This window comes from Terriglobia bacterium, from assembly GCA_032252755.1.
GTDB lineage: Bacteria > Acidobacteriota > Terriglobia > Terriglobales > Acidobacteriaceae > JAVUPY01.
On sequence record JAVUPY010000066.1, the window covers coordinates 1 to 22,657 of the forward strand.

The following is a 22,657-nucleotide window of genomic DNA, read 5'->3' on the forward strand; positions in this document are numbered from 1 at the left end:
CACAGTCATCACCCGGAAGGCCTATGGTGGTGCCTATTGCGTCATGGCCTCCAAGCACATTCGCACCGATGTGAACTATGCCTGGCCCACCGCCGAAATCGCGGTCATGGGGCCCGAAGGCGCAGTCAACATCGTGTACAAGCGCGAGCTCGATAAGTCACAAAATTACGCGGAAAACCGTGCGGGGAAGGTCGAAGAGTTTCGCGAGCGCTTTGCCAATCCCTACATCGCGGCAGAACGGGGCTTTGTCGATGCCGTAATTCGTCCCCGCGACACGCGTAAAAAGTTGATCCAGGCGTTGGAGATGCTCGACACCAAACGCGACAAAAACCCCAGCAAAAAGCACGGCAACATCCCGCTGTAACCTATCTGAATTCGGGCTCTAGAACTTCGTAATCCGATGCAGGGTTGCCTCACATCTCTCGCGGTGCGAGGTGCGGATGTGTGCACCCGTGGCAACCTGCGCTTCATGGATCCGCTCCAACCGTTGAGCATCAACAGGGAGGATGTACCTATGCAATCTCTTCGAAAATCATGGCGCATGGCCCCGGCAATTGCTGCCATGGGAGCCATGTTCTTATTCGCTGGCGTCCCGCAGCTTCGTGCGGACGACGACCATCACGAGTGCCGCGAGCGTATTGAAAGGGCACAGTCAAAGCTCGACCGCGCCGTTTCCCGCCATGGCGAGGGCAGCCGGCAAGCCGAGCACGCACGGCGTGACTTAAACGCCCAGCGCGACCGTTGCTGGAGTCGCTACCACGGCTACTGGGGCCACGATGCGCGCTGGCACGATCAGCGTGATTGGGACGACCACGACCGTCACTAAACTGTGCTGAAGCAAGGTACGCTGGGCCGCCTGCGGGCGGCTCCGTCTTTTGCAGCGAGAATCCGGACCGCCGGCTATGGCGACGGGTTGCCCCCAATGATTGCGTGCTCACCAATTCAAGTGGCAACCGCCTCTCTGCCAGAACCACTCTAATATTCGAAACGCCATTGAGAGGAGCGTGTTATGACTTCACAGAGTAAAGCTCTGCGGGCGGCGCCTGCCTTGGTCGCCTTGGGTGCGATGTTCTTCTTCGCCACCCCCCACCTGCGGGCCCAGGATGACGAAGCTCGCCACGACTGTCACGAGCGGGTCGAACATGCACAAGCAAAATTGGATCAGGAAGTGGCCGAACACGGGGACGACAGCTTGCAGGCGCGTTACGCCCAGCACCAGTTGCATGAGGCGCGCGAGCACTGCACGAATGAACAGAACGGCTATTACGACAACCGCTCGTCCGATAACGGCGCTTATCGCGATCGCCGCGATCAGGATCAGTACGATAACCGTCAGAACAACCCTGATTACAACAATCCTAACTACAACAACAACCCTAATTACAACAACAATGATAACGGGCAGTACCAGCCGCCACCGGATGATCAGCGACCCCGTTAAGAGTTTCGGGGTGAATTGGAACGGGCCTCGCGCGTGGGTGGCCCGTTCATTTGCGCCAGGCACTTCAGCACATTGAACTCGTCGCCGCCCGATACTGATACCCTTCTTAGGTGATCTCCAGCGCACTGGTTGGCTATATTGCCGGGACGCTCACCACCGCGTCCTTCCTGCCGCAGGTGTGGCAGTCCTTCCGATCGCGCTCCTGTCGCGATCTCTCGTACCTCATGCTCTTCGTCATGGGCAGCGGCACAGCGCTATGGACGGTCTATGGCGTGATGCTGCGCCGTCTGCCGATCATCCTGCCCAACGCCATCAGCGTCTGTCTTATCCTGTCGCTGATCCTGATGAAATCTGCCTACCAGTCCCGGAGCAAGAAGCCGTGAAAGCGTCCCCCGCAGTTTGTGTCTTCAGTTCGTCGAGCGACGCCATCGACCGTGAGTTCTTCGGCCCTGCCCTGGAAGTTGGGATGGAAATCGGACTCCGAGCCGGAACCCTGGTTTTCGGAGGTACGAGTGTAGGCCTTATGGGCGCGGTGGCGCGCTCCACTCAAAAGCATGGCGGCCGCGTGGTGGGTGTGCTCCCGGGCTTTATGCGCGCCCGCGGCATTGCCTACACGAGCGCCGACGAGCTCATCATTACTGCCGATATGCGCGAACGCAAAGCCACCATGGAATCGCGCAGCGACGCATTTCTCGCGCTGCCCGGCGGCTTCGGCACGCTTGAAGAAATGATCGAGATCATTACCCTGAAGCAGTTGCGCCAGCACGCTAAGCCCATCGTCTTCCTCGACATCAACAACTTCTACCGGCCACTGCAGCGGCTGTTTGAGCACATGATCACCAACCACTTCGCCAAGGAAGCGATGCGGCAGATCTACCACTTTGCCGACGATGTGCCGGCGGCGTTTCGCTATCTCGACGAGTACGAACCGCCGAAGATCGATGAGAAGTGGACGCTATCGGCTGAGATGGGAGAGATCAGTACGGATCGGGAGTGAATGTGGGTGCCCCACCCTTCCCGCAGGGATGGGTGGGATTGTCGACTCAAATGGTCTCGATCTAGTTCGGCGTCATAAACGCAAACGCCCGCGCTACGTACGCCTTTAGATTCTTGCGATCCACCACCGCATCCAGCATGCCGTGCTTCAGCAAAAATTCCGAACGCTGGAAACCCTCGGGCAGCTTTTGCCGGATTGTCTGCTCAATCACGCGTGGGCCGGCAAAGCCGATCAGCGCGCCCGGCTCAGCGATGTTCAGGTCTCCCAGCATGGCAAATGAAGCGGTCACGCCGCCGGTCGTGGGGTCGGTTAGCAACGAAATGTACGGCACCTTGGCGGCTTCCATGCGCGCCAGCGCCGAGGAAATTTTTGCCAGCTGCATCAGGCTGATCACACCTTCCATCATGCGGGCTCCGCCCGACGCGGAGACGATCAATAGCGGAGTGCGCTCGTCCGTCGCACGTTCAACAGCACGGGTGATCACTTCACCCACCACCGATCCCATGCTGCCGCCGATGAAGTTGTACTCCATCACGCTGCTGATCACCGTCTGGCCGTAGATCTCGCCCTTCGCGTTGATGACGGCGTCCTTCAGTCCGGTGTCGTGCTGTGCGCGCTTCAGTCGCGTGGCGTAAGGCTTCAGGTCGGTGAACTTCAGCGGATCGGTCGACTGCAGGTTGTTATCGAAGGTCTCGTATTTGCCGTCATCGTAGAGATAACCGAGTCGGGTGCGTGCATCGATGCGGAAGTGTTTTTCGCACTTCGGGCAGACGTACAGGTTCTCTTCGAGGTCCTTCTTCCAGATGATCTGGCGGCACTGCTCGCACTTAACCCAGAGACCTTCGGTCTTAACCTTCTTCTCGCCCGATGTGTCGAGCTCAACGCTTTCCCGCTTGAACCAACTCATAGTTGCTTCCCATCCGCTCCCGCTGGAGCGAGTCGCATTCTAGTATTCGATGCCGCGTTGTGCCAGGATGCCCTTCTGATACGCGTGCTTTACCTCGCGCATTTCGGTCACTGTATCGGCGAGTTCCACGATTGTCGGATGCGCGTTGCGCCCCGTCAATATTACGTGCACCATCTCCGGTTTACGCTTCAGGACCTCGGCGACCTTCTCCGGATCGAGCATCTTGTAGCTGATGGCGTAATTGATCTCGTCGAGGACAACCAGGTCCCACGTGCCGGACAAAATGGCGTCGGCCGCTTCCTGCCAAGCCTCTTCCACCATCCGAATATCTTCCGGATCGGTCTCGGCGCCACCGACCTTCACGAACCCGCGGCCCATCTGCTTCATCACGAACTTGTCGCCGAAGGCCTGCACGGCATCGAGCTCGCCATAGTGCCACGAGCCCTTCAAAAACTGCAGCATCAAGACCTTCATTCCGTTGCCGACCGCGCGCAGTGCCGTGCCCATGGCGGCCGTGGTCTTGCCCTTGCCCGGGCCGGTGTTAACGATGATCAATCCCTTGCGAACGTCTGTCATATCCGTTTCCCACACGGGGCGAATGCTTGATTGTAATTCGCCCAGCTCTGTCGTGCCTACCGGACCCGCGCTACCATATCGGCATGGCACATCGCTTCATGACCTCCTACCTCGAAGATTCCATCGCCGTCTTCCGCCTCTACAAGCGACTCGGCGAAGGCGCGATCTCACAGGTGAACGACGAGCATCTCTGCACCGTGCTCGATCCGGAGATGAACTCGATCGCGCTCATCGTGAAGCACATGGCCGGCAACATGCGCTCTCGCTGGACCAACTTCCTCACCAGCGACGGCGAAAAACCCAATCGCAACCGCGATACCGAGTTTGAAGCGCCTCCCGAATCTCGCGAGGCATTGATGAAGCTTTGGGAGCAAGGGTGGGGATATGTGTTCGCAGCGCTGGAGCCGCTCAGCGACGCCGATCTAACTCGCGAAGTTACGATCCGCGGCGAGCCACACTCGGTAATGCAGGCCATCAATCGGCAGATCGCGCACTACTCCTATCACGTAGGCCAGATCGTCTTTCTAGCCAAGCACTTTCAGTCGGAGCAGTGGAAGTCGCTCACCGTGCCTAGAAAAGGCTCCGCGGAATTCAACGAGCGGGTGCGCAAGGGCGAAGCGAGCCAGCGCTGAACCCAAGGAAAAAGGCAGGGCGCACCCTGCCTTACTTCTGCTCTGTCATTCTTGCGTTTCGATTTATCTCGATTTATTCACGGCCTTCTTTAGTTCCACTCCCGGCGTGAACTTCGCCACTTTCCGTGCTGCAATCTTGATCACTGAACCGGTCTGCGGGTTCCGTCCATTACGTGCGCGGCGCTGCGAAACCGCGAAGGTTCCGAAGCCCACCAGCGTAACGCGCTCGCCCTTTTTTAATGCACCGGTGATGCCGTCGACCAAAGCGTCGATCGCTTCCGCCGCACTCGTCTTGCTGATGCTCGAAGCTGCCGAGATCTTGTCCACCAAGTCCGCTTTGTTCATGAAGCCTCCTTGCAGGCTATAGGTCGTCCACCCTGTCGAACCGGATGCGATCGCGAGGGACCTAGTCCCATGCCGTCAGGGACTGGCACGCAAGGGAAAGGTCGAAGCCATGCGCGGAGGGTTTTATCCCGCAGAGTTGGCGAAGTCAATAGCCCAACACTATTTTATTTTTCGGCGGACGTCCTGCACGGGATCTACGGCCGATTCCCCGGCTCAGGCCACCATTGGCTCTCCGTCCGGAGCGCCATTGTGCGCCAATGCCCCCCTGGAACACGCCCACATAGAGCCCGAGTCGTTCCCCAATCGAAGTCAGGTGATGTTGCGCCTCTTCGTTCTGGAACTCCTCAATTTGCGGCGCCCGCTGCAGCAGTTCGAAAAACAGGTTCTGCGTCCGCCACAAGTCCACTTCAAAAGGCAGCATCTTCAGCAAGCTGAGGGCATCATCAAAACGTGAAAGGTTCTTCAGACTCAAATCGCTCTCCAGCTCCTCGGCAATTCGATTGATCGATTTCTTCAGGACAAACGAAAGCCCCGCCGAATCGAGTTCAATGCCCTCGCGACGTACCGTGTTGAGCAGGTCCTGGATCTCGGGAATGTTCATGTTCTCGGCCGAGAACTCCGCCCGCAACCGTGAATTCAACACGAACTCGGCGGTCACGCGCAGGATGTGCGGCAACGGCGCACGAATGCTGGCCAGGAACTGCATCAGCGACGCATGGTGCTCGTAAATCTGGCGGTAGGCGGCATCCGCCTCGTTCAGTGTCGAGCGCAAAACCTGGTCAACAATGCGCCGCTGTTCGTCGCGGAACAGCGACTTCAGGTTGTAGGTCGTGTTGTCGAAGTGCTTATTGAAGACGCGCAGGATCTCGGCAATGTCGCCCGCCCCGGCTGCCTGCTCGGTTTCGCGTTGCAATTCGTCATAATCTTCCTGGCCGCGGAAGTACCGCACTCCCGCGTTCACATTGTGATCGCCAAAGTGCAAAACTCCGAATGTCATGTCAGCCTGCTCCAGCGTAATCCGCGAGCAGATCACGGCACGGCCTACGGCAGTCCTTGTGCGGCCCGCCGCCCGCTGTTCATGCTGCCGCAGGTTCACGTCGTAGCAATAAATTGAGCTTCGGTCCGTGTATCCATCGAACAATGACGCAATTGCATAGTGCGCGCCGACGCTGAGCAGGTTCACCTGCGCAGGTTTCACCCAGCGCTGGTAGATATCCGCCCCATTGCCAAGCTCTTTCAAATTGCTGTGCGCCTGCCTCAGACCATCGAGGAAGTGCTGCTCAAATCCATTGCCAAACAGGTCCTGTGCCAACTGTAGCGCCCGTCCGGCGTACATGATGACCTGCACCGTCTCGATCCCCGAGAGCTCATCGAAGAACCAGCCGCAACTGGTGTACATCAGCATGGCGTGCCGCTGCATCTCCAGCAGTTTCAGGGCCTGCACGCGTTCTTCGCGCCCAAGTTCGTGCTTCTGATGCGCGGCAAAGAAACTGTCGAGACTCTTCTTAGAGCGGTCAAGGATCACGTCGATATATCGATCGCGCGCCGCTCCTGGATCTTTCAAGAGCTTCGCTGCCGCCTCCTGGTATGGTTTCTCGAGTCCCTCGCGTAGCCGGTCCAGGCCAGTGCGCAGCGGCGCACGCCAATCCTGCGTCCAGCCCGGCTTCATACCAGAGTTGCAGCCGCAGTTGCTGCGCCAGCGCTCAATGCCATGTGCGCAACTCCATGACGTGTTATTGACGATCTCCACTTCGTGCGTGGGGGGATGCTTTTCCAGATACTCTCCGTAATTCGTGATCGTCGCCAGGTTGTTCTGTTCGATATAGTGCAGCGCGTACGCCAATGCCATTTCGCCATATCGATGATGGTGTCCGTATGTCTCACCATGGGTAGCGATGTGCATCAACTGCGGCCAGTTACGACCGTCGCTAAAGCCGCTAATCAAGCGCTTCGCAAAAGTCTCACCATTCGACAGCAGCCCTTCGAAAGCCACTGCGCGCGAGATTGGCCCGTCGTAGAAAAATAGATTGATGTGCTTTCCGCTTGGCAGTCGGCAGAGATATGCGCGTGTGGGATCGATCTGCCCGCCTGCAATATTTTTCCAGCGTCCGCCGGGGCCGAGTTTACGCACCTCGCCGGCCTGGTGCGGCGCGAGAATCGTGAACTTGATTCCCTGGTCAGCGAGCACTTCGAGGCTCTCAACATCGGCCGCTGCCTCCGGCAACCACATGCCTTCAGGCCGGCGCCGAAAGCGCTTCTCGAAGTCGCGTAGTCCCCAAATCACCTGCGTCTGCTTATCGCGGCGCGTCGCCAAGGGCAAGATCATGTGGTTGTAGGCCTGCGCAATGGCGTTGCCGTGTCCCGAAAACCGCTCAGCGCTTTGGCGATCGGAATCGAGAACGCGCTGATAAATGTTCGGCGCCTTCTCCTCCATCCACGACAGCAACGTGGGACCGAAGTTGAAGCTTATATGTGCGTAGTTACTGTAGATCTCGTGGATTCTGCCATTGGGACCGAGGATACGGGCCGCCGAATTCGGCGCATAACACTCCGCGGTAATCCTTTCGTTCCAGTCGTGAAAGGGATAAGCAGAATCTTGTTGTTCGATTGCTTCCAGCCACGGATTTTCACGGGGGGGCTGGTAAAAATGGGCATGAATACAGATATATCGTTCCATGGGAGGCGGAGCAGTACAGAGTTTTTGATGCAGTTTCTAAGGCCAGCAACTCTGGAAGATGTAAAAACTAGAATCGGCGGGGTTTGCGCCCCGCCGATCCAAGGTTTGTAGCTACCGTTAGTTTGCAGCCAGCGTTGATGTTGCCTCGCCACCGATCGTAGCTTCAGGCGACTGAAACTGTTCGGCTTCCGTGGAGTGCTCCAGCGCGGTGGTCGACGCCTGTCCGCTCGTCACCACGTTCTGCACCGCATCGAAATAGCCGGTGCCCACAAAACGCTGGTGCTTCACCGCTTCGTAACCTTCCTTCTCCAACCGGAACTCCTCTTCCTGCAGCGCCGAGTAGGCCGTCATGCCGGCGTGCTGATAGCCCTTTGCCAGTTCGTACATACTCAGGTTCAAAGCATGGAACCCGGCGAGCGTGATGAACTGGAACTTGTAGCCCATCTCTGCCAGTGCCGGCTGGAAGCGAGCGATGTCGGCGTCGCTCAGTTTCTTCTTCCAGTTGAAAGACGGCGAACAGTTGTAAGCCAGCAGCTTGCCCGGGAACTTCGCATGAATGGCATCGGCGAAACGTCGCGCCTCCTCAATGTTCGGCTCCGAAGTTTCGCACCAGATCATATCGGCATAGGGCGCGTAAGCAAGGCCGCGCGCGATTGCCGAATCGAGCCCACCCTGGATGCAGAAGAAGCCTTCGTTGGTGCGATTGCCGGTAAGGAACTGCCGATCGTACGGATCCACATCGCTGGTCAGCAAATGTGCACTGTTCGCGTCGGTGCGCGCCAGGATCAATGTCGGGACGCCGCAAATATCGGCCGCCAGACGTGCCGCCACCAGCTTCTGCACCGCTTCGGTTGTCGACACCAATACTTTGCCCCCGAGATGTCCGCACTTCTTCGCCGAAGAAAGCTGATCTTCGAAGTGCACGCAGGCGGCACCGGCATCGATCATTGCCTTCATCAGTTCGAAGGCATTGAGATTGCCACCGAAGCCCGCCTCAGCGTCCGCAATCATTGGGGCAAGGAAGTGGAATCCGTTGCGCCCTTCGGAATGATGGATCTGGTCGGCGCGCAGCAGAGCGTTGTTCAGACGACGCACCAGGTTCGGCACGCTGTCTGCCGGGTAAAGGCTCTGGTCCGGATACATTTGACCCGCGTCATTGGCGTCTCCTGCAACCTGCCAGCCGGAGACATAGACTGCCTTCAATCCGGCCTTCACCATCTGCACCGCTTGGTTACCGGTCAGGGCTCCGAGGGCGGGCACATATTTTTCTTCGTGCAGAAGCTTCCAAAGGCGCTCGGCGCCGAGACGAGCGAGGGTGTAGTCGATGCGTATGGTGCCGCGAAGACGCTCAACCTCTTCAGGGGTATAAGGCCGGGTTATGCCTTTCCAGCGCGGGTTGGAATTCCAGTCATGCAGCAGTTCTGCAGCGAATTGGTTCGTTGCCATGGGTGGTCCTCTCAGTACGAATTTGTATTCTGTGCATCCGCCTGCCCGGTTAGGCCTCGACGAACACGCACAACGTTCGGGTTATAGGGGTCGCACTCCGCATGACGGATGTACGCGCCCAAAGACTTAACGGCACGCCGGTCTTCGCCGCACCGTAAGTCACCGCAGGACCTTTCGCCTATTGAACGGTCGCAAGGTGTTTCCCGCGGTCCCCGCCAAATCCGCACCACCAGGGTCGAACGGAGGGGGGCTGTCACTGCATTCGGGTCGCCCTATGTTGGACGCCCTGTTGATTTAAAACGGATCGAACTCGCCGTTCTTTACCATCGCTTCCGCAATGCGTCTCGCCTCACGGAAGGTTTCGGGAGAACCCAGGTCTTTACCTGGATTCGCGATTAATTTGTCCAACTCTTCATTGAAAAGCTGGGTTATGAATTCAGGCGTGTGCTCAACAGATTTGCCCGTGTCGTCGGTAATCGGCACGGTCTTGGAATGCTTCATTCGCTGCGCAATCATCAGGCGATAAATACGGTCCGTCGCCAGATCTTCCATGTAGCCATCGAGCAGGCTCGCGCCTTTGCCGTTGAGGACACCGTTGCGGTAACGAATCACAGTGCGAACCGCCGCGCGCGTTCCCGTCAGCGTCTTCTTGCCCACTCCGGTCGGCGCCGGACGCAAATCCGGATACCGCGGCGCATTCGCGCGACGCGCATGCATCTGGTTGGGATTCGGGAATTGGTCCACCGCGATCTGGTTCTGATCGGGATGCCCGGTCCACGCTCCGTCCATCAGGCAATTGGCTTCGTTCTTCTTGTCTTTCGCCAGCACATCCAGCGCACGCGCATTCAGTTCGGCATCTTCGCGGCTCGGATACAGCGCGGTCATGCCGCCGATCGCCAGGCAGCCACGCTTGTGGCAGATCTCAGGAATCAACTCGCGCAGGTTCTGAAAGAACTGCACGTCGTGCGGGATCGTGTTGCGGTCGGGCAGCACCCACTCCGGATCGTCGAGATTGAAATGGATCAGACTGGCCATGTAATCCCAGCGGCTAAGGTTCAATCCCAGGATGTGATCGCGCAGGTTGTAGAGGAACTCTTCCATCTGGTAGGCCTCGGGATGCGACTCCACCAGCGCCATGCATTTGATGTAATCCTTCGGCCAGCCGCGCATTTCCGCGATCTTCTGGAAGAGATCTCGCCACCACAGCGCTTCTTCCGCGCTCTCGCTCTTTGGAATATAGATACAGAGATTGTGCTTTAATTTCGCAGGATCGACTTGGAACGCCAGAGAGCCTACATCGAACACCGAGGCCGACATCACCTCCGGCATCACCCCCGCCTGGTTCAAGTGCAGCCCGCGGGAGCGCGTCCAGATCACCGTGTTGCTGTCTTTGATATCAACTTCGCGATCACGCTTTTTGTCGAAGTACGTCAGCTCTCCAGCCAGCGCCTTGAGAACATTCTGCATTCCGAGCATCTCGTGGTCCCACTGGTTCACAATGGAATCTTCCAGGTCGAGCATCACTCCGGGCGCGCCGGAGTTGAGCATCTTCACCACCAGTTCCGCTTCGTCGGCCGGCCCGGTCATCTGGTTGCGCTGGTCTTCGCACCACTTCGGAAAAGCGATGCGCCACTCTCCCTGCGTCGCCTCCGACGGTCGCAGATGATCGGGACGGTCGCCTTCCAGCGACGCCTCCAGCACTCGCTTGCGCTTGGCCACGAGTTCCTGCTGACGCGGCGTGAACAACTGATGCAGCGTTTGCAGAAATTCGAAGAGCCCTGGGGCCAGGTCGCGTCGCGCATTGAATCCCGCCGGAGCGCTATTGAGTTGAAAGCCAGTTGCGGTTGGATAATTTGCCGTGCTGCTCATATGTCCTCTCAAAAACGATGCCCGCTCGAGGAATCGGATAACGAATCGGCTACGCCCGCTCGAGTCCATGGGCTGGATGCGCCTGGCGAGAGCAATTCTGATGCTTTCGCCTGAGTGACGGTTGTCCTAAGGGAGCTCAGCCCCCGCAGGGGTTTCCCTTCGGCGGTCCTATTTAGTACTCGTGGAGTACGCGGAAGCTCAAGCTTTAGCGGTTACTCCCGCTAAAGCAGAGAACAACTCTGGGTCCGTTTGGCGCAGTCTCAAAAGCAAGTCTGCCCACAACGGTTGCAAAAATGGGATTTTGGCAATTTCGCGTTTGGCGGTCAGTGCCGCTTCCATCGCGATTGGTTTCGGCTCGATTCCGAGAGCTCGGGCGCTAGCGGCTACCGACAAATTGCGCTGCACCATGCCTTCCAGCAACAGCATGGTCACCGTCGCCAGCTGCACGTTCGGCCCACGCGTGATGGCGCCATGGTTCGGGAGCAGGATCGCGTGGTGGTCACGCAGCGCGTCCGCCATGGGACGCACCCGCTCTTCGCTTGATGCCAGCCCGCTATATTCCTCTTCCACAATTGCCACATCACCAGCCAGAATGCAGCTCTCCTGGTCGTAAATCTCCGGTTGTTTGCGAAACGCACTGAACGTCACCGTTGCTGGCGGATGGGTATGTACCAGCGCCACAATGTCCGGCACGTGCTGGTGAATCACCCCGTGCAGCAGGATCGTGTCGTTGACCCAGCCTTCGCCATTTACGATCTTCCCTTCGAAATCGCAGGTGAGGATATCCGCCGGCTGCAAAGTCGCAAACGATGGCCCAAATCGGTTCACCAGCATTCGGTTCTCGCCTATCGCAATGCTGATGTGCCCCGCATTCGCCACACTGAGCCCGGCGCGATAGAGCACACGCGCGGCACAGCAAATGTCGAATTTGAGATTTTCGGGCAAGCGTTTCCTCAACCGGGGTGACGATAATAAGCAACTTTTGGGCGCACGCAAAGCAAAAAATGAATGGCGGTTCATTTATCTTGGTTGCGAATTTCTAGCTTGGGTTGTCGGTCCTGCGCCAACTGTGGTTTGAGATGTCCGAGCCTCAGGATTCGATGCAGATTGCGAGCCGGATCTCGCGCTGGAATTCCCGTTTTGGCAATTTGGCTGCTCGTTTACAGACTGCGAACAAGTGACTGACTACTGTAACCGCTCACCCGCCAGTAACTGCGCATAAGTAGTTTGGGATTGTATTCAGAGTAGCGCGAGGCTAGCTTTAGGTTTACTCCATTCGTGAGGCGATACTTTGAAAGGCCATTCTATAGTTCTCCTGGCATTCTTGAGCTCGTTGATGCTTTGTACCTTGGTCGCTGGCCAGGGAGACCCTCTGCCGCTGGGCGGCAATAATGATCAGAGCCTCGGGCAAGTGGCAAAGCAGAAGCCAAGCAGCGCAGTACATGCCAAGAAGGTGCTGACCGATGACGATCCGAGTATTCACCGCCTGGGGATTCCGCAGATTTCCTTGGATAACATTTCGAACGCCGAAGAGATCGCGCAAGCGATCCTTGCTCATTCCTCGCACCACACCCCACAGGAAACCGAGAGTGTGGTGAAAGACTGGTACGACGACGAGATGGATGAGATCGCGCATGCCCGGTCCGAAATCGGTCGGGCTACCTCGAAGCCCAAGCCTGTGATGATCGATAATCCTGACGATTACGAAAAATCGATGCGTCAGTACCGCGAGCAGCAGGAGGTTGAAGCCCAGAGAACGGCGACGCGGGAGCTGGTCGTGCGATCCCGAAATGATGTGATCCACAAAATTCACGACCGCCTCGCGGCGGTACGAACCAGTATTCAAACGCGCGGACTGTCCTACAAATGGTTCGATACCAATTTCCCTTACGTTATCTACTACGGTCCTGCGGAATAGAGAAAGTTTGGTGCGCAAAGCTAAGGGAGGCAGTGAGTCTGCCTCCCTCTTTGGGTTTGGTTGGCTTAGTTACTCCAGCGTCGGTTTCTTTTCGGCAATCAGCTTTTCAATGCGTTCGACGAACTGATCAAGCGGCACCGTTTCCGTCTTTTCGTTGCCGCGCGTGCGAACGTTGACCGAGTTTGCCTCGGCTTCCTTGTCGCCCACCACGAGGATGAACGGCACCTTTTGCAGAGCGTGCTCACGGATCTTGGCGTTCATCTTTTCGTTGCGACCGTCCACCTCGACGCGCACGCCCTTGGATTTCAGTACCTCGGCTACCTTATTTGCATAGTCGAGGTGCTTTTCGCCGATCGGCACGAGGACCGTCTGCACTGGCGAGAGCCACACCGGGAATGCTCCGGCGTAGTGCTCGATCAGCACGCCAAAGAAGCGTTCTACCGAACCATAGAGCGCGCGGTGCACCATCAGCGGCTGGTGACGCTTACCATCTTCGCCCACATACTCAAGTTCGAAGCGTTGCGGCAGCGTAAAGTCGAACTGCACCGTCGAAAGCTGCCACAGTCGCCCGATGGCATCGACCAGCTTGATATCGATCTTGGGCCCATAGAATGCCGCTTCGCCGGGGATGCGCTTATAAGGGATGCCGCGCCCATCGAGCACTTTCGTTAGAGTGCCTTGCGCGAGGTTCCACTGGTCATCGGTTCCGATGAAGCTCTTGCGATCGTTAGGGTCCCACTCGCTCAGTTCGACCTGAAACTTGTCGAAGCCAAACGTATGCAGAACCGAAATCGCGAAATCGATACACCCGCTGATCTCGCCTTCAATCTGCTCCGGAGTGCAGAAGATGTGCGCATCATCCTGGGTGAAGCCGCGCACGCGCAGCAGGCCATGCATCACGCCCGAGCGCTCGTAGCGATACACGGTGCCGAGTTCGCCCAACCGGACCGGCAGGTCGCGGTACGACCGCAGCGAGTCCTTATATATCAGGATGTGGAACGGACAGTTCATCGGCTTCATGCGATATTCCGCATCGTCCAGTTCCATGGTGTCGAACATGTTCTGCGCGTAGTAGCCCTCGTGGCCCGAGGTCTGCCACAACTGGCGTCGCGCCACGTGTGGCGTGTAGACGAGCGAGTAACCGCGCTTCAGATACTCGTCGCGCATCCAGTCTTCCATCAGCTTGCGCATCATTCCGCCCTTGGGATGCCAGAAGATCAGCCCCGGCCCGGCGAGTTCCTGGATGGAGAACAGATCGAGTTGCTTGCCCAGGAGGCGATGATCGCGCCGCTTCGCCTCTTCCACCTGCTTCAGCCACTCGTCCATGTCTTTCTTCGAGAAGAACGAGGTGCCGTAGATGCGCTGCAGCTGCGGATTCTTCTCGTCGCCGAGCCAGTATGCGCCGGCGATGTTCAGCAACTTGAACGCCTTGATCTTGCCCGTGGAAGGAATGTGCGGCCCGCGACAGAAGTCGACGAACTTCCCGGTCTTGTAAAGTGAGATTTTTTCATCGGGCTTGGTGAACTGCTCGATGAAGTGGCACTTCATGAAGTCGCCCTCGCCCTTGAACTTATCCAGGCCCTCGGTGCGGGGCAGCCATTCGCGCGCATAGGGCTCGTTTCGCTGCACGATCTCCTGCATCTTGGCTTCGATCTTCTGCAGGTCTTCGGGCGTGAACGGAGTCGGACGATAAAAATCGTAAAAGAAACCGCTCTCGGTTGCCGGGCCGTGACCGAGCTTGGTCTCGGGAAAGAGTTCGAGCACCGCCGCCGCCATCAGGTGCGCGGACGAGTGACGGAAGACTTCGAGCGACTCGGGATCTTTCTCGGTGAGAATACGGATCGAACTGTCGTGCTCAAGCGGCTTGGTGAGATCGACCAGTTGCCATCCGTTGCCGCCCTCGCCGTGACCGGAGGCGCAGCCGGATTCCTCGGAACCGTTCAGTGGACCGACCTTGGCGACCAGCGCGGCGTCAGCCAAACGAGGGCTGATCGATCGCGCCACGTCCAAAGCGGTAGAACCCTTCGGCAGTTCCTGCACGTTGCCGTCGGGAAGTTTGATCTTAATATTGTCTGCCATGACATACCCCTCGGAACCGATTGGTCGTGCGCACAAGTGCCCAATCCACATCGGTTCGGAAACTATCAGTGTAAAGAGAGCGGAAGAGGGAAGCAAACCCGCGCCGCACGAAAGCACCGAGTAGCGCCCGCGCGAGCTTGGTGCCCATATCTGCCGGAGTTAGCAGATGTGGGTTCAGCGCGGACGCGGTGCTGTTCGTCTCTCGAGGAAGAGTTGGTAGAGCAGGGCGCAGACACCAAAGCCGATAGCCACGTAGATAGCGATGTTGCGGTAGGCCAGCGCCATGTTCGGATGAACGCCTCGGACGGCGCCCCCAATTGCATACCACAGAATGCCAGTCATCAAACCGACTCCCATGCCGAGCATGGTGAAGATGAGCGTCACGAACAAGGTTCGAAACGTCTTCACGAAGAGTCGGCCGAGCCAGGTTGGTTGAGGTGCGCCTGCCATGGAAATAGGGTACAAGGTCCAAGGCACGAGGTTCAAGATGGGCAAAACGGCAGCCGGCCATTCTTTCACCTCGCACCTTGTTACAATAGCCCTTCGATGTCCACAACCCAAGCCATCACGCACTCGCCATCGGAAGTCCTGCGCATGGCGCCGGTTCAGCAAGGGCCGAATGGCATCTGCTTTGCCTTTACTGGCCAAGTCAGCGTGCCTCCGGCCGAACTGGAGCGAATGGTCGCCGCCGTCCCGCCCAGCATTGCCGCCGCGATGAGCCGCAAGGCTTTCTACTTCGTTCCGCTCACGGTGGTCGAGAACGACGAAGTGGTCATCGCCGACCGCTACGACGTCAGGCTCAGCGACAACGCTGTCTGCCACCGCAATCTCACGCTGGGCGATGCACAGTGCGTCTTCATCTCCACGCGCTTGATGGATGACCGCTTCGCCGTGGCGTTTGAGTTCTTCATCAACATCGGGCACGCGTTCGTGGAGTCGGTTGGCTTCTCGCAGGAGTTCGCCGAACTGGCCTGGAAGCAGGTGCAGGACAAGGTGAAGGGTGAAACCTCGCTCGACGCTTTCGAATTGCGCAAAGTAGCGACTTCGAACCTTCCGGACGCCGAGCGCGCCAAGACCGAGTACTTCGAGGCGGCCTTCAGCGACGCTATCGCCGTCTACATGCTTTCGCTCTATCTCGACGTGGACTACTACGATCTCCGCGAGCGCGATTACCCTCTGCTCGCCCCCGCAGCTCTGGCCGAGCGCCTGCGCAAGGTGGCTGAACTCTTCCCGGCGCCGCCCGGATTCGAGTTCGCCGTCTACTATCGCCGCAGGGCTTAAGCAGAGCGCCGAGCCAGGAAAGCCCTACGCCGCCCGAATTTCTTCGGCCCGCCCGGTCGCTTCCCAATCTGTCGCCGAGATCACCAGCGTCTCGATCATCGCTTGTGCTTCGAAGACTGTTGCCGCACCCTGGTTCGCGAATCCCATGATCACCGGGAGCCCCGAGGCCATGCTCGCCTGCGCCATGTCGATTTTCCCGTGCATGGGAAACGAGATCGGCCTTTTACCGTCGCCGTCGTAATCGGTCAGCAGGGTTGCGGCTAAAACCGCCGTGCCATTGATGAGCGCCGTTGCCGTCGCCCTCTTGTGTTTACCCCAGAATGCCCCCGCGATCATGAAGAACGCGGCGGTCGTCAGGAAATCCAGTGTCTTGTGCGTCTTCGGGTCGATCACCCGAGGAATCTTTTTTCCATACAGCAGCTTATCCATCAGCCAATTCATGCCAGTTTCTCCCCAACAGGAAAAGATGCTTGAGCTAGCTTCGGAGATGGTGGCCTGGTCAGTGTTGGTTCGGTGCGGGGAAGGAATTGACTCCGGGCGTGTCCGGATCTGTCATTGGCTTGTGAACCTGGTCCTTCTGTTCTGATTCCTGAACCGCCGAGAGAACCTGCTGGGCCATGTCGTCGTCCGGATTGTGCGCGTTCAGCCAAGCCCGGGCGCGGCGCTCGCCTTCGGCCTGCTGCGCGAGTGTGAGTTCCCGGTTCAGCACGATGATCGCCTGGGTGGCCGCACTGTCGCCATCGCGAGCAATGAGAAACCATTTGTAAGCTTCGACGGGATCGCGCTTTACACCCCTTCCTTCCAGGTAAATGATCGCGAGATTGCTCTGCGCGACCGAAGCGCCCTGGTCGGCAGCCCGCATCAGCCACAGAATGGCTTTCGAATAGTCCTGCTCCACGCCGTTTCCGTCGTAGTACATGCGGCCGAGATTGGTTTCCGCTTTGGAGAGCCCGGCGTCCGCCCCTTTTTGGAACAACCGCGCCGCCTCTTTCAAATCCTTCGGCACGCCGTTCCCCTCAAGGTACATAAGCCCAAGGTTCACGCTGACGGCGATGTTGCCGTCTTCGAGCGCCCGGCGATAAAATTCCGCCGCTTTGGGCGCGTCCATGGGCACGCCAATTCCCGCCTCATAGGTATGGGCAAGGAAGAACTCGCCATCCGAATTTCGCTGATCCGCTGCCTTCTGCATCCACTGAACGGCTGCCGCGGTGTCCTTAGCGACGCCTCGCCCTTCCTGGTACATGAGTCCCAGGTTGGCCATTGCGGGAGCGTAACCTGCATTGGCCGCCTTGCGCATCCATTGCGCCGCGCTCAGGTCGTTTCTCGGTACGGCCGCACCATAGGCGTACGCCAGCGCGACCTCAAATTGCGCTTCGGGATCCCCCTGCTCGGCGTGTACCTTCAGGCTCGCGACATCGGAATCGTTCAGGTCGCGAAGAAAACTGGGAGCGCCCTGCGCGACCGCGAACCCGGTCACAAGCAACGCCGCAAGGACGAGTTGGAGCGCGCGTTTCAACTGAAACAGTATAGGAGGAATGCAGCCGGCCTGTCGCTGCACAAAAGGACAACTACCAGCCCTAGTTCTTCAGTTCTTTGACTCTGCCGACCCGTGGGCCGGCGACCCTGCGCTAATACTCTCCGTAGTGTCCTCGAACCGCTTCGAGCAGTTTGGCCGGGTCATAACCGATACCGTCCTTGAAGACTACGTCGACGTTCTCAATATCGTCGATTTTCGTCGCCGGATCTCCCTTGACCACGACCATGTCGGCGTCTTTGCCCGTCGCGATGGAACCGATACGATCCTGCCGCCCCAGGTACACTGCGCCGTTCCACGTAGCGATTTTGATCGCCTCAACCGGAGTGAAGCCGGCCTCGACCAGCAGTTCGATCTCGCGCTGATCGCCAAATCCCGGCAGCGTGCCGCCGTTTCCCGTCGGGTCGGGGCCGGCGAGCAACATTCCGCCGGCGGCGACAAAAGCGCGCTCAAGGTCCATCTCGCGACGGAAAGCCGCGGCCGCCTTTTCCGGCGGCCGTTTTGCCGCAAGATTCCGTGCCAGCAGGAAGCGCTCCCGTGCCTGCGGTGTCATTGCGTCCAGCACTCGCTGCTGTAGCGGAGGCCTCCCGGGAACCATGTGTTCGAACACCGGCAACGTCGACGTGACCGCAACTTTCTTCTCGATCAGTTTGGCAAAAAGCTGCTTCGCGGCATCGCCTTTAGGGTCCATTGCCATCAGCGTTGCCATTCCCTGGTCCTTCGAACACTCGTCCTCCTTCTTGCCGGGATCGAGTTGCGTGTTGACGAAGAACCCGTGCTCGAGGTCGTCGATGCCCATATCCGCTGCTTCCGGATACGTGACCGAGCACAAGTGTCCGGTGATCTTCAGCCCGCGCTTGTGCGCCGCGTCTATAGCGGCCTTTAGTTCGGCGCGAGTGATGTTCATATACGCCTTGAACGAGGTTGCGCCTTCGTCCGCCCAGTAGTCCACGGTGCGCCGAGCATCGTCGGGCCCGGTCAGGAAGTGCATCTGGATGAAGTAGCTGTGGCTGCCCTCCAGGTAAGGCGCGGTGATATCCATGTGCGGGCCGGCGAGTTTCCCCTCCTCGATCATCTTTTCTTCGTTCAGATCGGCGTAGGGTTCCACACTGCCGGTTGTGCGCATTGTTGTGACTCCGTTCGCCAGGTAGAGCAGCGGCGAGCTGAACAACATCTCCGGGACCATTAGCGGTTGGTCGGATGTTCCATCGGCGCGCAGGTTGGGTCGCGCAATGTGGTACAGGTGATCGTGCATTCCCACGATGCCGGGGAAGACCGTGTACCCACGGAGGTTGAGCACGGTTTCGCCGCTGGCGGCGTTCACATCCGCGCCCGGCTGGATTGCCGCGATGCGCCCATTCTCGATGACAATGTTGCGGTCATCCTGTGCCGGCGCGCCAGTTCCATCGATAACCCGAACGTGTGTCAGCACGATCCGCGGAGCGTCGTACCTTATGTACTTCTGCACCTCCGGCCCGAACTTCGGGGCGCTTTGGGCGCAGGCCACAATCGCCGCGAGCAGGCAGAACACGACGCACGACAAACTCCGCAGATGACGCATGGATTCCTCCGGAAAATAGCGCACTATCATACCGCACGACGTGCTCGATGGCGTGACTCTTACCTCACTGCAATTTCGTCGCTTGTCGTACAATTCTCGCGATGATCGCCCACCTTCGCGGACGTCTCCTATCCAAGCATCCCAACCAGGCCATCGTGGAGTGCGCGGGCGTCGGTTACGACGTCGTGATCACCGTGCCGACTTTCGCAGACCTGCCCGAGGCAGGCAGCGACATCGCGCTGTTCATCCACACGCATGTTCGGGAAGATCAGATTGCGCTGTTTGGTTTCCTGCGCGCGGAAGAGAAGAGGCTCTTCGAGAAGCTCCTGATTGTGAGCGGCATCGGACCTAAGCTGGCGGTTACCATTCTGAGTGGGATGAAAACAAGCGACATGGTGGGTGCGATCCGCTCCGGAGATGTCGCGCGTCTCACCAAGATTCCCGGAATAGGAAGGAAGACCGCTGAGCGCATGGTGCTGGAGTTGAAGGATAAACTGGAGGAGTTCACTGCCGCGCCGCCACCGCCCGCGGTCTCGCCGCTGGAAGAGGATGTGCTTTCAGCGCTCGTCAATCTCGGCTATCAGCGACAGGCGGCCGAACGCGCGCTTGCCGTCGCTGCCCGCGGCGCAGGGTCCCAGAATTTCGACAAGCTTTTCCGCGAAGCCCTGGCGGTCTTATCGAAGTAGCAGCCTATTTCTTCCGCCCGTTTTTCTTATTGCCCTTCGCAATGGTCTTCTTCGCGATCCCCTGTTTGCTCGCCGCTCGCTTTCCGTCGAAGTCCAATTCGTCGAAACTCAGCACGCTCAAGACGACCCCATCGATCCGGTTGTCCGAGGTTCTGTATGGCGTGAGCCGGAGGTCGCACCACTCACCTTCCGCATCCTTCACCCGGTACTGCTGTGGCCGGACTTCCGCGATCACGTCCAGCATCATCTTCTCAAGGTCGGCAACCTCGATCTTCAGTTTCAGCCGCGTAATCGGCCGCCCGACATCGGTCGCCGTTAAGCCAAGCACCTTGGTCGCCTGTGGCGTGTAGCGCCGAATGCTCAGGTCCGGCCCAACCATCACCATCGGCAGGTTGACGCTGTTCAGCAAGTTGTTGAGATCGTTGTTGAGCTGCGTCAGCATCTCGTTGCGATGCTGCATCTCCTCGTTGACCGTGTGCAGTTCTTCGTTCGCCGACTCCAACTCTTCCTTCGAGGTCTGCAACTCCTCATTCGTACTCCGAAGCTCCTCATTGCCGGACTGGATCTCTTCGTTGGCCGACTGCAGCTCCTCGTTCGTCGATTCCAGCGCTTCGATGATCGATTGCAGGTACTCCTTGGTCGCCGCCAGTTCCTGTTTGAGCTGGGCAATCTGCTTGTCCTTGGCCGTGCGCTCGTCTTCGCTGAGTGGAGTAGCGGCGTCGCCCGCGGTCGAAGTTTCGTTTCCTGTCGGAGTTTCAAAAGCCACAAGGAAGCTGGTCCTGTCCTGGACTGGGGTACGGAAAGGTGTAACCCGGATAGTTGTGACCGTATTTGATCCGTTCCCTTCGACCTGAACATTCGGCCGAACCGCATCAACGCCGCTTTTGCGAGCCTCGTCGAGCGCATTCTGCAACTCGAACAGCAGTCCCGGGCGCGCCATCTTCAGCAGGTTCAGGCTGGCTTTCCCCGCCGGCAGTTCGAGGTAAGGTCCGGTTCTTCCCTTGATCTGGATGATATCGAGCTGATCGTTTACCGCGACCGATGGTGGCGCATAGCGCGCGAGCAGCAGACGTTCCGCCTCCCGCTGCAAATCCAGTGGTGCGCGAGCAGGCTCCGCCACTTTTGCCTCCTGGCTCTGGGACTCCCCCTGGTGGTGTGGTTCGTTCGCATGTACAGAAAAGCCAAATGTCACCGGGGTAGGCACCGATTTCTTTCGGTAGATTTTCTGTTTTTTGTCGGCCATGTCGAAAAGCTCCGCTCCTGAACCCAATAATCCTTCCGTGTTCCCGATCATCAGGAACCCGCCTGGGTTCAACGCATAGTGAAAGATCGGGATCACGCGCCGCTGTAAAGAGTGGCTGAGGTAAATCATGACGTTACGGCAACTCACCAGGTCAATCCGCGAAAATGGCGGGTCGCTGAACACGTTCTGCGTCGAGAAAATGCATAAATCTCGAATCGACTTGCTGATCTGGTATCCGCCGTCAACCTTATGAAAGAAGCGCCGCAGCCTGATCGGCGAAACGTCGGCCTCGACGTTGTCCTTGTAGACTCCGGCACGCGCGCGCTGAATCGCGCTCTCGCTCAGGTCGGTCCCGAAGATCTGGATGGGCATTTCCGTCCGTTCTTCACCCATGGACTCGAGCAGCGAGATCGCGTGCGAGTACGTCTCCTCGCCAGTCGAACAGCCTGGCACCCAGATTCGAATTGGCGTGGTACTGTCGTGGGACTGCCTCACCAACTCCGGGTAGACGACCGCCTTTAGTGACTCGAATGCGTCCGCATCACGGAAGAAACTCGTCACATTGATCAGCAGGTCCTGGTACAGCGCCATCACCTCGTTGCGGTTTCGCTGCAGCAGCGCAACATAGTCCCGCAGCTTTTCAATCTTATGCATCGTCATCCGGCGCGCCACGCGGCGCCCTATCGTCGGCGGCTTATATTCGGAGAAGTCAACCCGGGTCGCGCGCCGCAGCATCCGGAAAATCTGCGCCATCTGCGCCTCGACGGTCTCCCGGACGTGCTCGGGCTCAATGGCGGCTCCGCGAACGTAAGGATGTCGCGAAATTCGCTCCAGTTCCTTCCCGATGTCTGCCGGCGGAAGGACCAGGTCAACACATCCCGCCGCGATCGCGCTCGCCGGCATACCGTCGTACTTGGCAGACTCATCCTGCGCAAACGTGATACCACCCTCTGCCTTGATCGCCGCCAGTCCTGAGGTTCCGTCGGAAGCGGTGCCAGAGAGGATGATCCCGATCGCATTGTTCCCCTGGTCCAGTGCCAGCGATCGCATGAAAGTATCGATCGTGGTATTCACTGATCGTGGTTCTTCCCGGTGAGTTATTCGCAGCGCACCGTGCTGAATCGTCATGTCGCAATTTCGCGGAATCACATACACACTGTTCGGGGAGACCGGGGTCCCATCCTGTACCTCGACGACCTTCATTTTCGTCTCGCGCGCGAGGATTTCAGCGAAAGCACTTGTTCGGTTGGGATCAAGGTGAGGGATAAAAACAAACGCCATGCCCAGGTCGGGGGAAAGCGATTTCAGCAGGGTCGTGCACGCCTCTAAGCCACCTGCCGACGCACCCACCGCCACCACAGGGAAGTTCAACCGTGTGGGCCTGGTTTCCGCAGCCCTGGCTCTCGAATTGCGTACCTGTTCCGTATCGCTCATCGGCTCGCCTCTTCCAATGATGTCTTGATAC

The 22,657-nt window shown here is 58.4% G+C and carries 22 protein-coding genes; 9 read left to right on the plus strand and 13 right to left on the minus strand.

The genetic code is table 11. The annotated features are described in order from the left end of the window. The 5 genes from ROO76_15870 to ROO76_15890 all read left to right on the plus strand — a co-directional run. A partial coding sequence (locus tag ROO76_15870) for a carboxyl transferase domain-containing protein (GenBank protein ID MDT8069643.1) occupies positions 1–364 on the plus strand: 364 nt, incomplete at its 5' end. Positions 365–514: 150 nt separating this feature from the next. Beyond that, entirely contained in the window at positions 515–826 is a 312-nt protein-coding gene (locus ROO76_15875) for a hypothetical protein (protein MDT8069644.1), read from the plus strand. A gap of 183 nt (positions 827–1,009) precedes the next feature. After that, the gene (locus tag ROO76_15880) at positions 1,010–1,441 is read left to right on the plus strand and encodes a hypothetical protein (GenBank protein MDT8069645.1); all 432 of its coding nucleotides are present in this window, start codon (positions 1,010–1,012) and stop codon (positions 1,439–1,441) included. 110 nt (positions 1,442–1,551) lie between these two features. Further along, on the plus strand, positions 1,552–1,824 hold the full coding sequence (locus ROO76_15885; GenBank protein MDT8069646.1) for a SemiSWEET transporter: 273 nt from the start codon (positions 1,552–1,554) through the stop codon (positions 1,822–1,824). Next, the gene (locus tag ROO76_15890) at positions 1,821–2,438 is read left to right on the plus strand and encodes a TIGR00730 family Rossman fold protein (GenBank protein ID MDT8069647.1); all 618 of its coding nucleotides are present in this window, start codon (positions 1,821–1,823) and stop codon (positions 2,436–2,438) included. The genes ROO76_15885 and ROO76_15890 overlap by 4 nt, the downstream gene beginning before the upstream one ends. A 61-nt stretch (positions 2,439–2,499) precedes the next feature. Here the strand turns inward: ROO76_15890 and accD are convergent, their stop codons facing one another. Continuing rightward, on the minus strand, positions 2,500–3,345 hold the full coding sequence (gene accD / locus ROO76_15895; GenBank protein MDT8069648.1) for an acetyl-CoA carboxylase, carboxyltransferase subunit beta: 846 nt from the start codon (positions 3,343–3,345) through the stop codon (positions 2,500–2,502). Positions 3,346–3,384: 39 nt separating this feature from the next. After that, positions 3,385–3,921 (minus strand): cob(I)yrinic acid a,c-diamide adenosyltransferase, encoded by a 537-nt coding sequence (gene cobO, locus ROO76_15900; protein ID MDT8069649.1) that lies wholly within the window; start codon positions 3,919–3,921, stop codon positions 3,385–3,387. 83 nt (positions 3,922–4,004) lie between these two features. Here cobO and ROO76_15905 point away from each other — a divergent pair, with 83 nt between their 5' ends. Next, positions 4,005–4,553 carry a DUF1572 domain-containing protein gene (locus ROO76_15905; protein MDT8069650.1) on the plus strand — a complete coding sequence of 183 codons (549 nt, stop codon included), beginning with the start codon at positions 4,005–4,007 and terminating at the stop codon, positions 4,551–4,553. Between the two features lie 63 nt (positions 4,554–4,616). On the opposite strand, the gene ROO76_15910 is transcribed toward ROO76_15905, so the two are convergent. From ROO76_15910 to ROO76_15930, 5 genes are all read right to left on the minus strand, one after another. Then, complete coding sequence (locus ROO76_15910) at positions 4,617–4,898, minus strand: HU family DNA-binding protein (protein ID MDT8069651.1); 282 nt, start codon at positions 4,896–4,898, stop codon at positions 4,617–4,619. A gap of 145 nt (positions 4,899–5,043) precedes the next feature. Then, complete coding sequence (locus tag ROO76_15915; protein ID MDT8069652.1) at positions 5,044–7,575, minus strand: DUF3536 domain-containing protein; 2,532 nt, start codon at positions 7,573–7,575, stop codon at positions 5,044–5,046. Between the two features lie 117 nt (positions 7,576–7,692). Further along, positions 7,693–9,021 carry an isocitrate lyase gene (aceA, locus tag ROO76_15920; protein MDT8069653.1) on the minus strand — a complete coding sequence of 443 codons (1,329 nt, stop codon included), beginning with the start codon at positions 9,019–9,021 and terminating at the stop codon, positions 7,693–7,695. A gap of 294 nt (positions 9,022–9,315) precedes the next feature. Continuing rightward, positions 9,316–10,890, minus strand: coding sequence for a hypothetical protein (locus ROO76_15925; protein ID MDT8069654.1), 1,575 nt, complete (start codon positions 10,888–10,890; stop codon positions 9,316–9,318). Positions 10,891–11,088: 198 nt separating this feature from the next. Beyond that, on the minus strand, positions 11,089–11,835 hold the full coding sequence (locus ROO76_15930) for a class II aldolase/adducin family protein (GenBank protein ID MDT8069655.1): 747 nt from the start codon (positions 11,833–11,835) through the stop codon (positions 11,089–11,091). A gap of 391 nt (positions 11,836–12,226) precedes the next feature. Here ROO76_15930 and ROO76_15935 point away from each other — a divergent pair, with 391 nt between their 5' ends. Next, the gene (locus ROO76_15935) at positions 12,227–12,808 is read left to right on the plus strand and encodes a hypothetical protein (protein ID MDT8069656.1); all 582 of its coding nucleotides are present in this window, start codon (positions 12,227–12,229) and stop codon (positions 12,806–12,808) included. Positions 12,809–12,877: 69 nt separating this feature from the next. Here ROO76_15935 and thrS read toward each other — a convergent pair whose 3' ends face one another. Together thrS and ROO76_15945 are read right to left on the minus strand one after the other, a co-directional pair. Beyond that, positions 12,878–14,887 carry a threonine--tRNA ligase gene (gene thrS / locus ROO76_15940; GenBank protein MDT8069657.1) on the minus strand — a complete coding sequence of 670 codons (2,010 nt, stop codon included), beginning with the start codon at positions 14,885–14,887 and terminating at the stop codon, positions 12,878–12,880. A gap of 174 nt (positions 14,888–15,061) precedes the next feature. Continuing rightward, the gene (locus ROO76_15945) at positions 15,062–15,337 is read right to left on the minus strand and encodes a hypothetical protein (GenBank protein MDT8069658.1); all 276 of its coding nucleotides are present in this window, start codon (positions 15,335–15,337) and stop codon (positions 15,062–15,064) included. A gap of 96 nt (positions 15,338–15,433) precedes the next feature. Here ROO76_15945 and ROO76_15950 point away from each other — a divergent pair, with 96 nt between their 5' ends. Next, positions 15,434–16,168: a hypothetical protein gene (locus ROO76_15950; protein MDT8069659.1), complete on the plus strand. Its 735-nt coding sequence runs from the start codon at positions 15,434–15,436 to the stop codon at positions 16,166–16,168. 24 nt (positions 16,169–16,192) lie between these two features. Here ROO76_15950 and ROO76_15955 read toward each other — a convergent pair whose 3' ends face one another. The 3 genes from ROO76_15955 to ROO76_15965 all read right to left on the minus strand — a co-directional run bounded on the left by ROO76_15955 (position 16,193) and on the right by ROO76_15965 (position 19,263). Next, complete coding sequence (locus tag ROO76_15955; protein MDT8069660.1) at positions 16,193–16,609, minus strand: hypothetical protein; 417 nt, start codon at positions 16,607–16,609, stop codon at positions 16,193–16,195. Positions 16,610–16,667: 58 nt separating this feature from the next. Then, entirely contained in the window at positions 16,668–17,684 is a 1,017-nt protein-coding gene (locus tag ROO76_15960; protein MDT8069661.1) for a tetratricopeptide repeat protein, read from the minus strand. A gap of 112 nt (positions 17,685–17,796) precedes the next feature. Then, on the minus strand, positions 17,797–19,263 hold the full coding sequence (locus tag ROO76_15965) for an amidohydrolase family protein (GenBank protein MDT8069662.1): 1,467 nt from the start codon (positions 19,261–19,263) through the stop codon (positions 17,797–17,799). Positions 19,264–19,364: 101 nt separating this feature from the next. On the opposite strand from ROO76_15965, the gene ruvA reads away from it, so the two are divergent. Then, the gene (gene ruvA, locus ROO76_15970) at positions 19,365–19,949 is read left to right on the plus strand and encodes a Holliday junction branch migration protein RuvA (protein ID MDT8069663.1); all 585 of its coding nucleotides are present in this window, start codon (positions 19,365–19,367) and stop codon (positions 19,947–19,949) included. Positions 19,950–19,953: 4 nt separating this feature from the next. Here the strand turns inward: ruvA and ROO76_15975 are convergent, their stop codons facing one another. Next, the gene (locus tag ROO76_15975) at positions 19,954–22,626 is read right to left on the minus strand and encodes a chemotaxis protein CheB (protein ID MDT8069664.1); all 2,673 of its coding nucleotides are present in this window, start codon (positions 22,624–22,626) and stop codon (positions 19,954–19,956) included. Between the last annotated feature and the right edge of the window lie 31 nt (positions 22,627–22,657).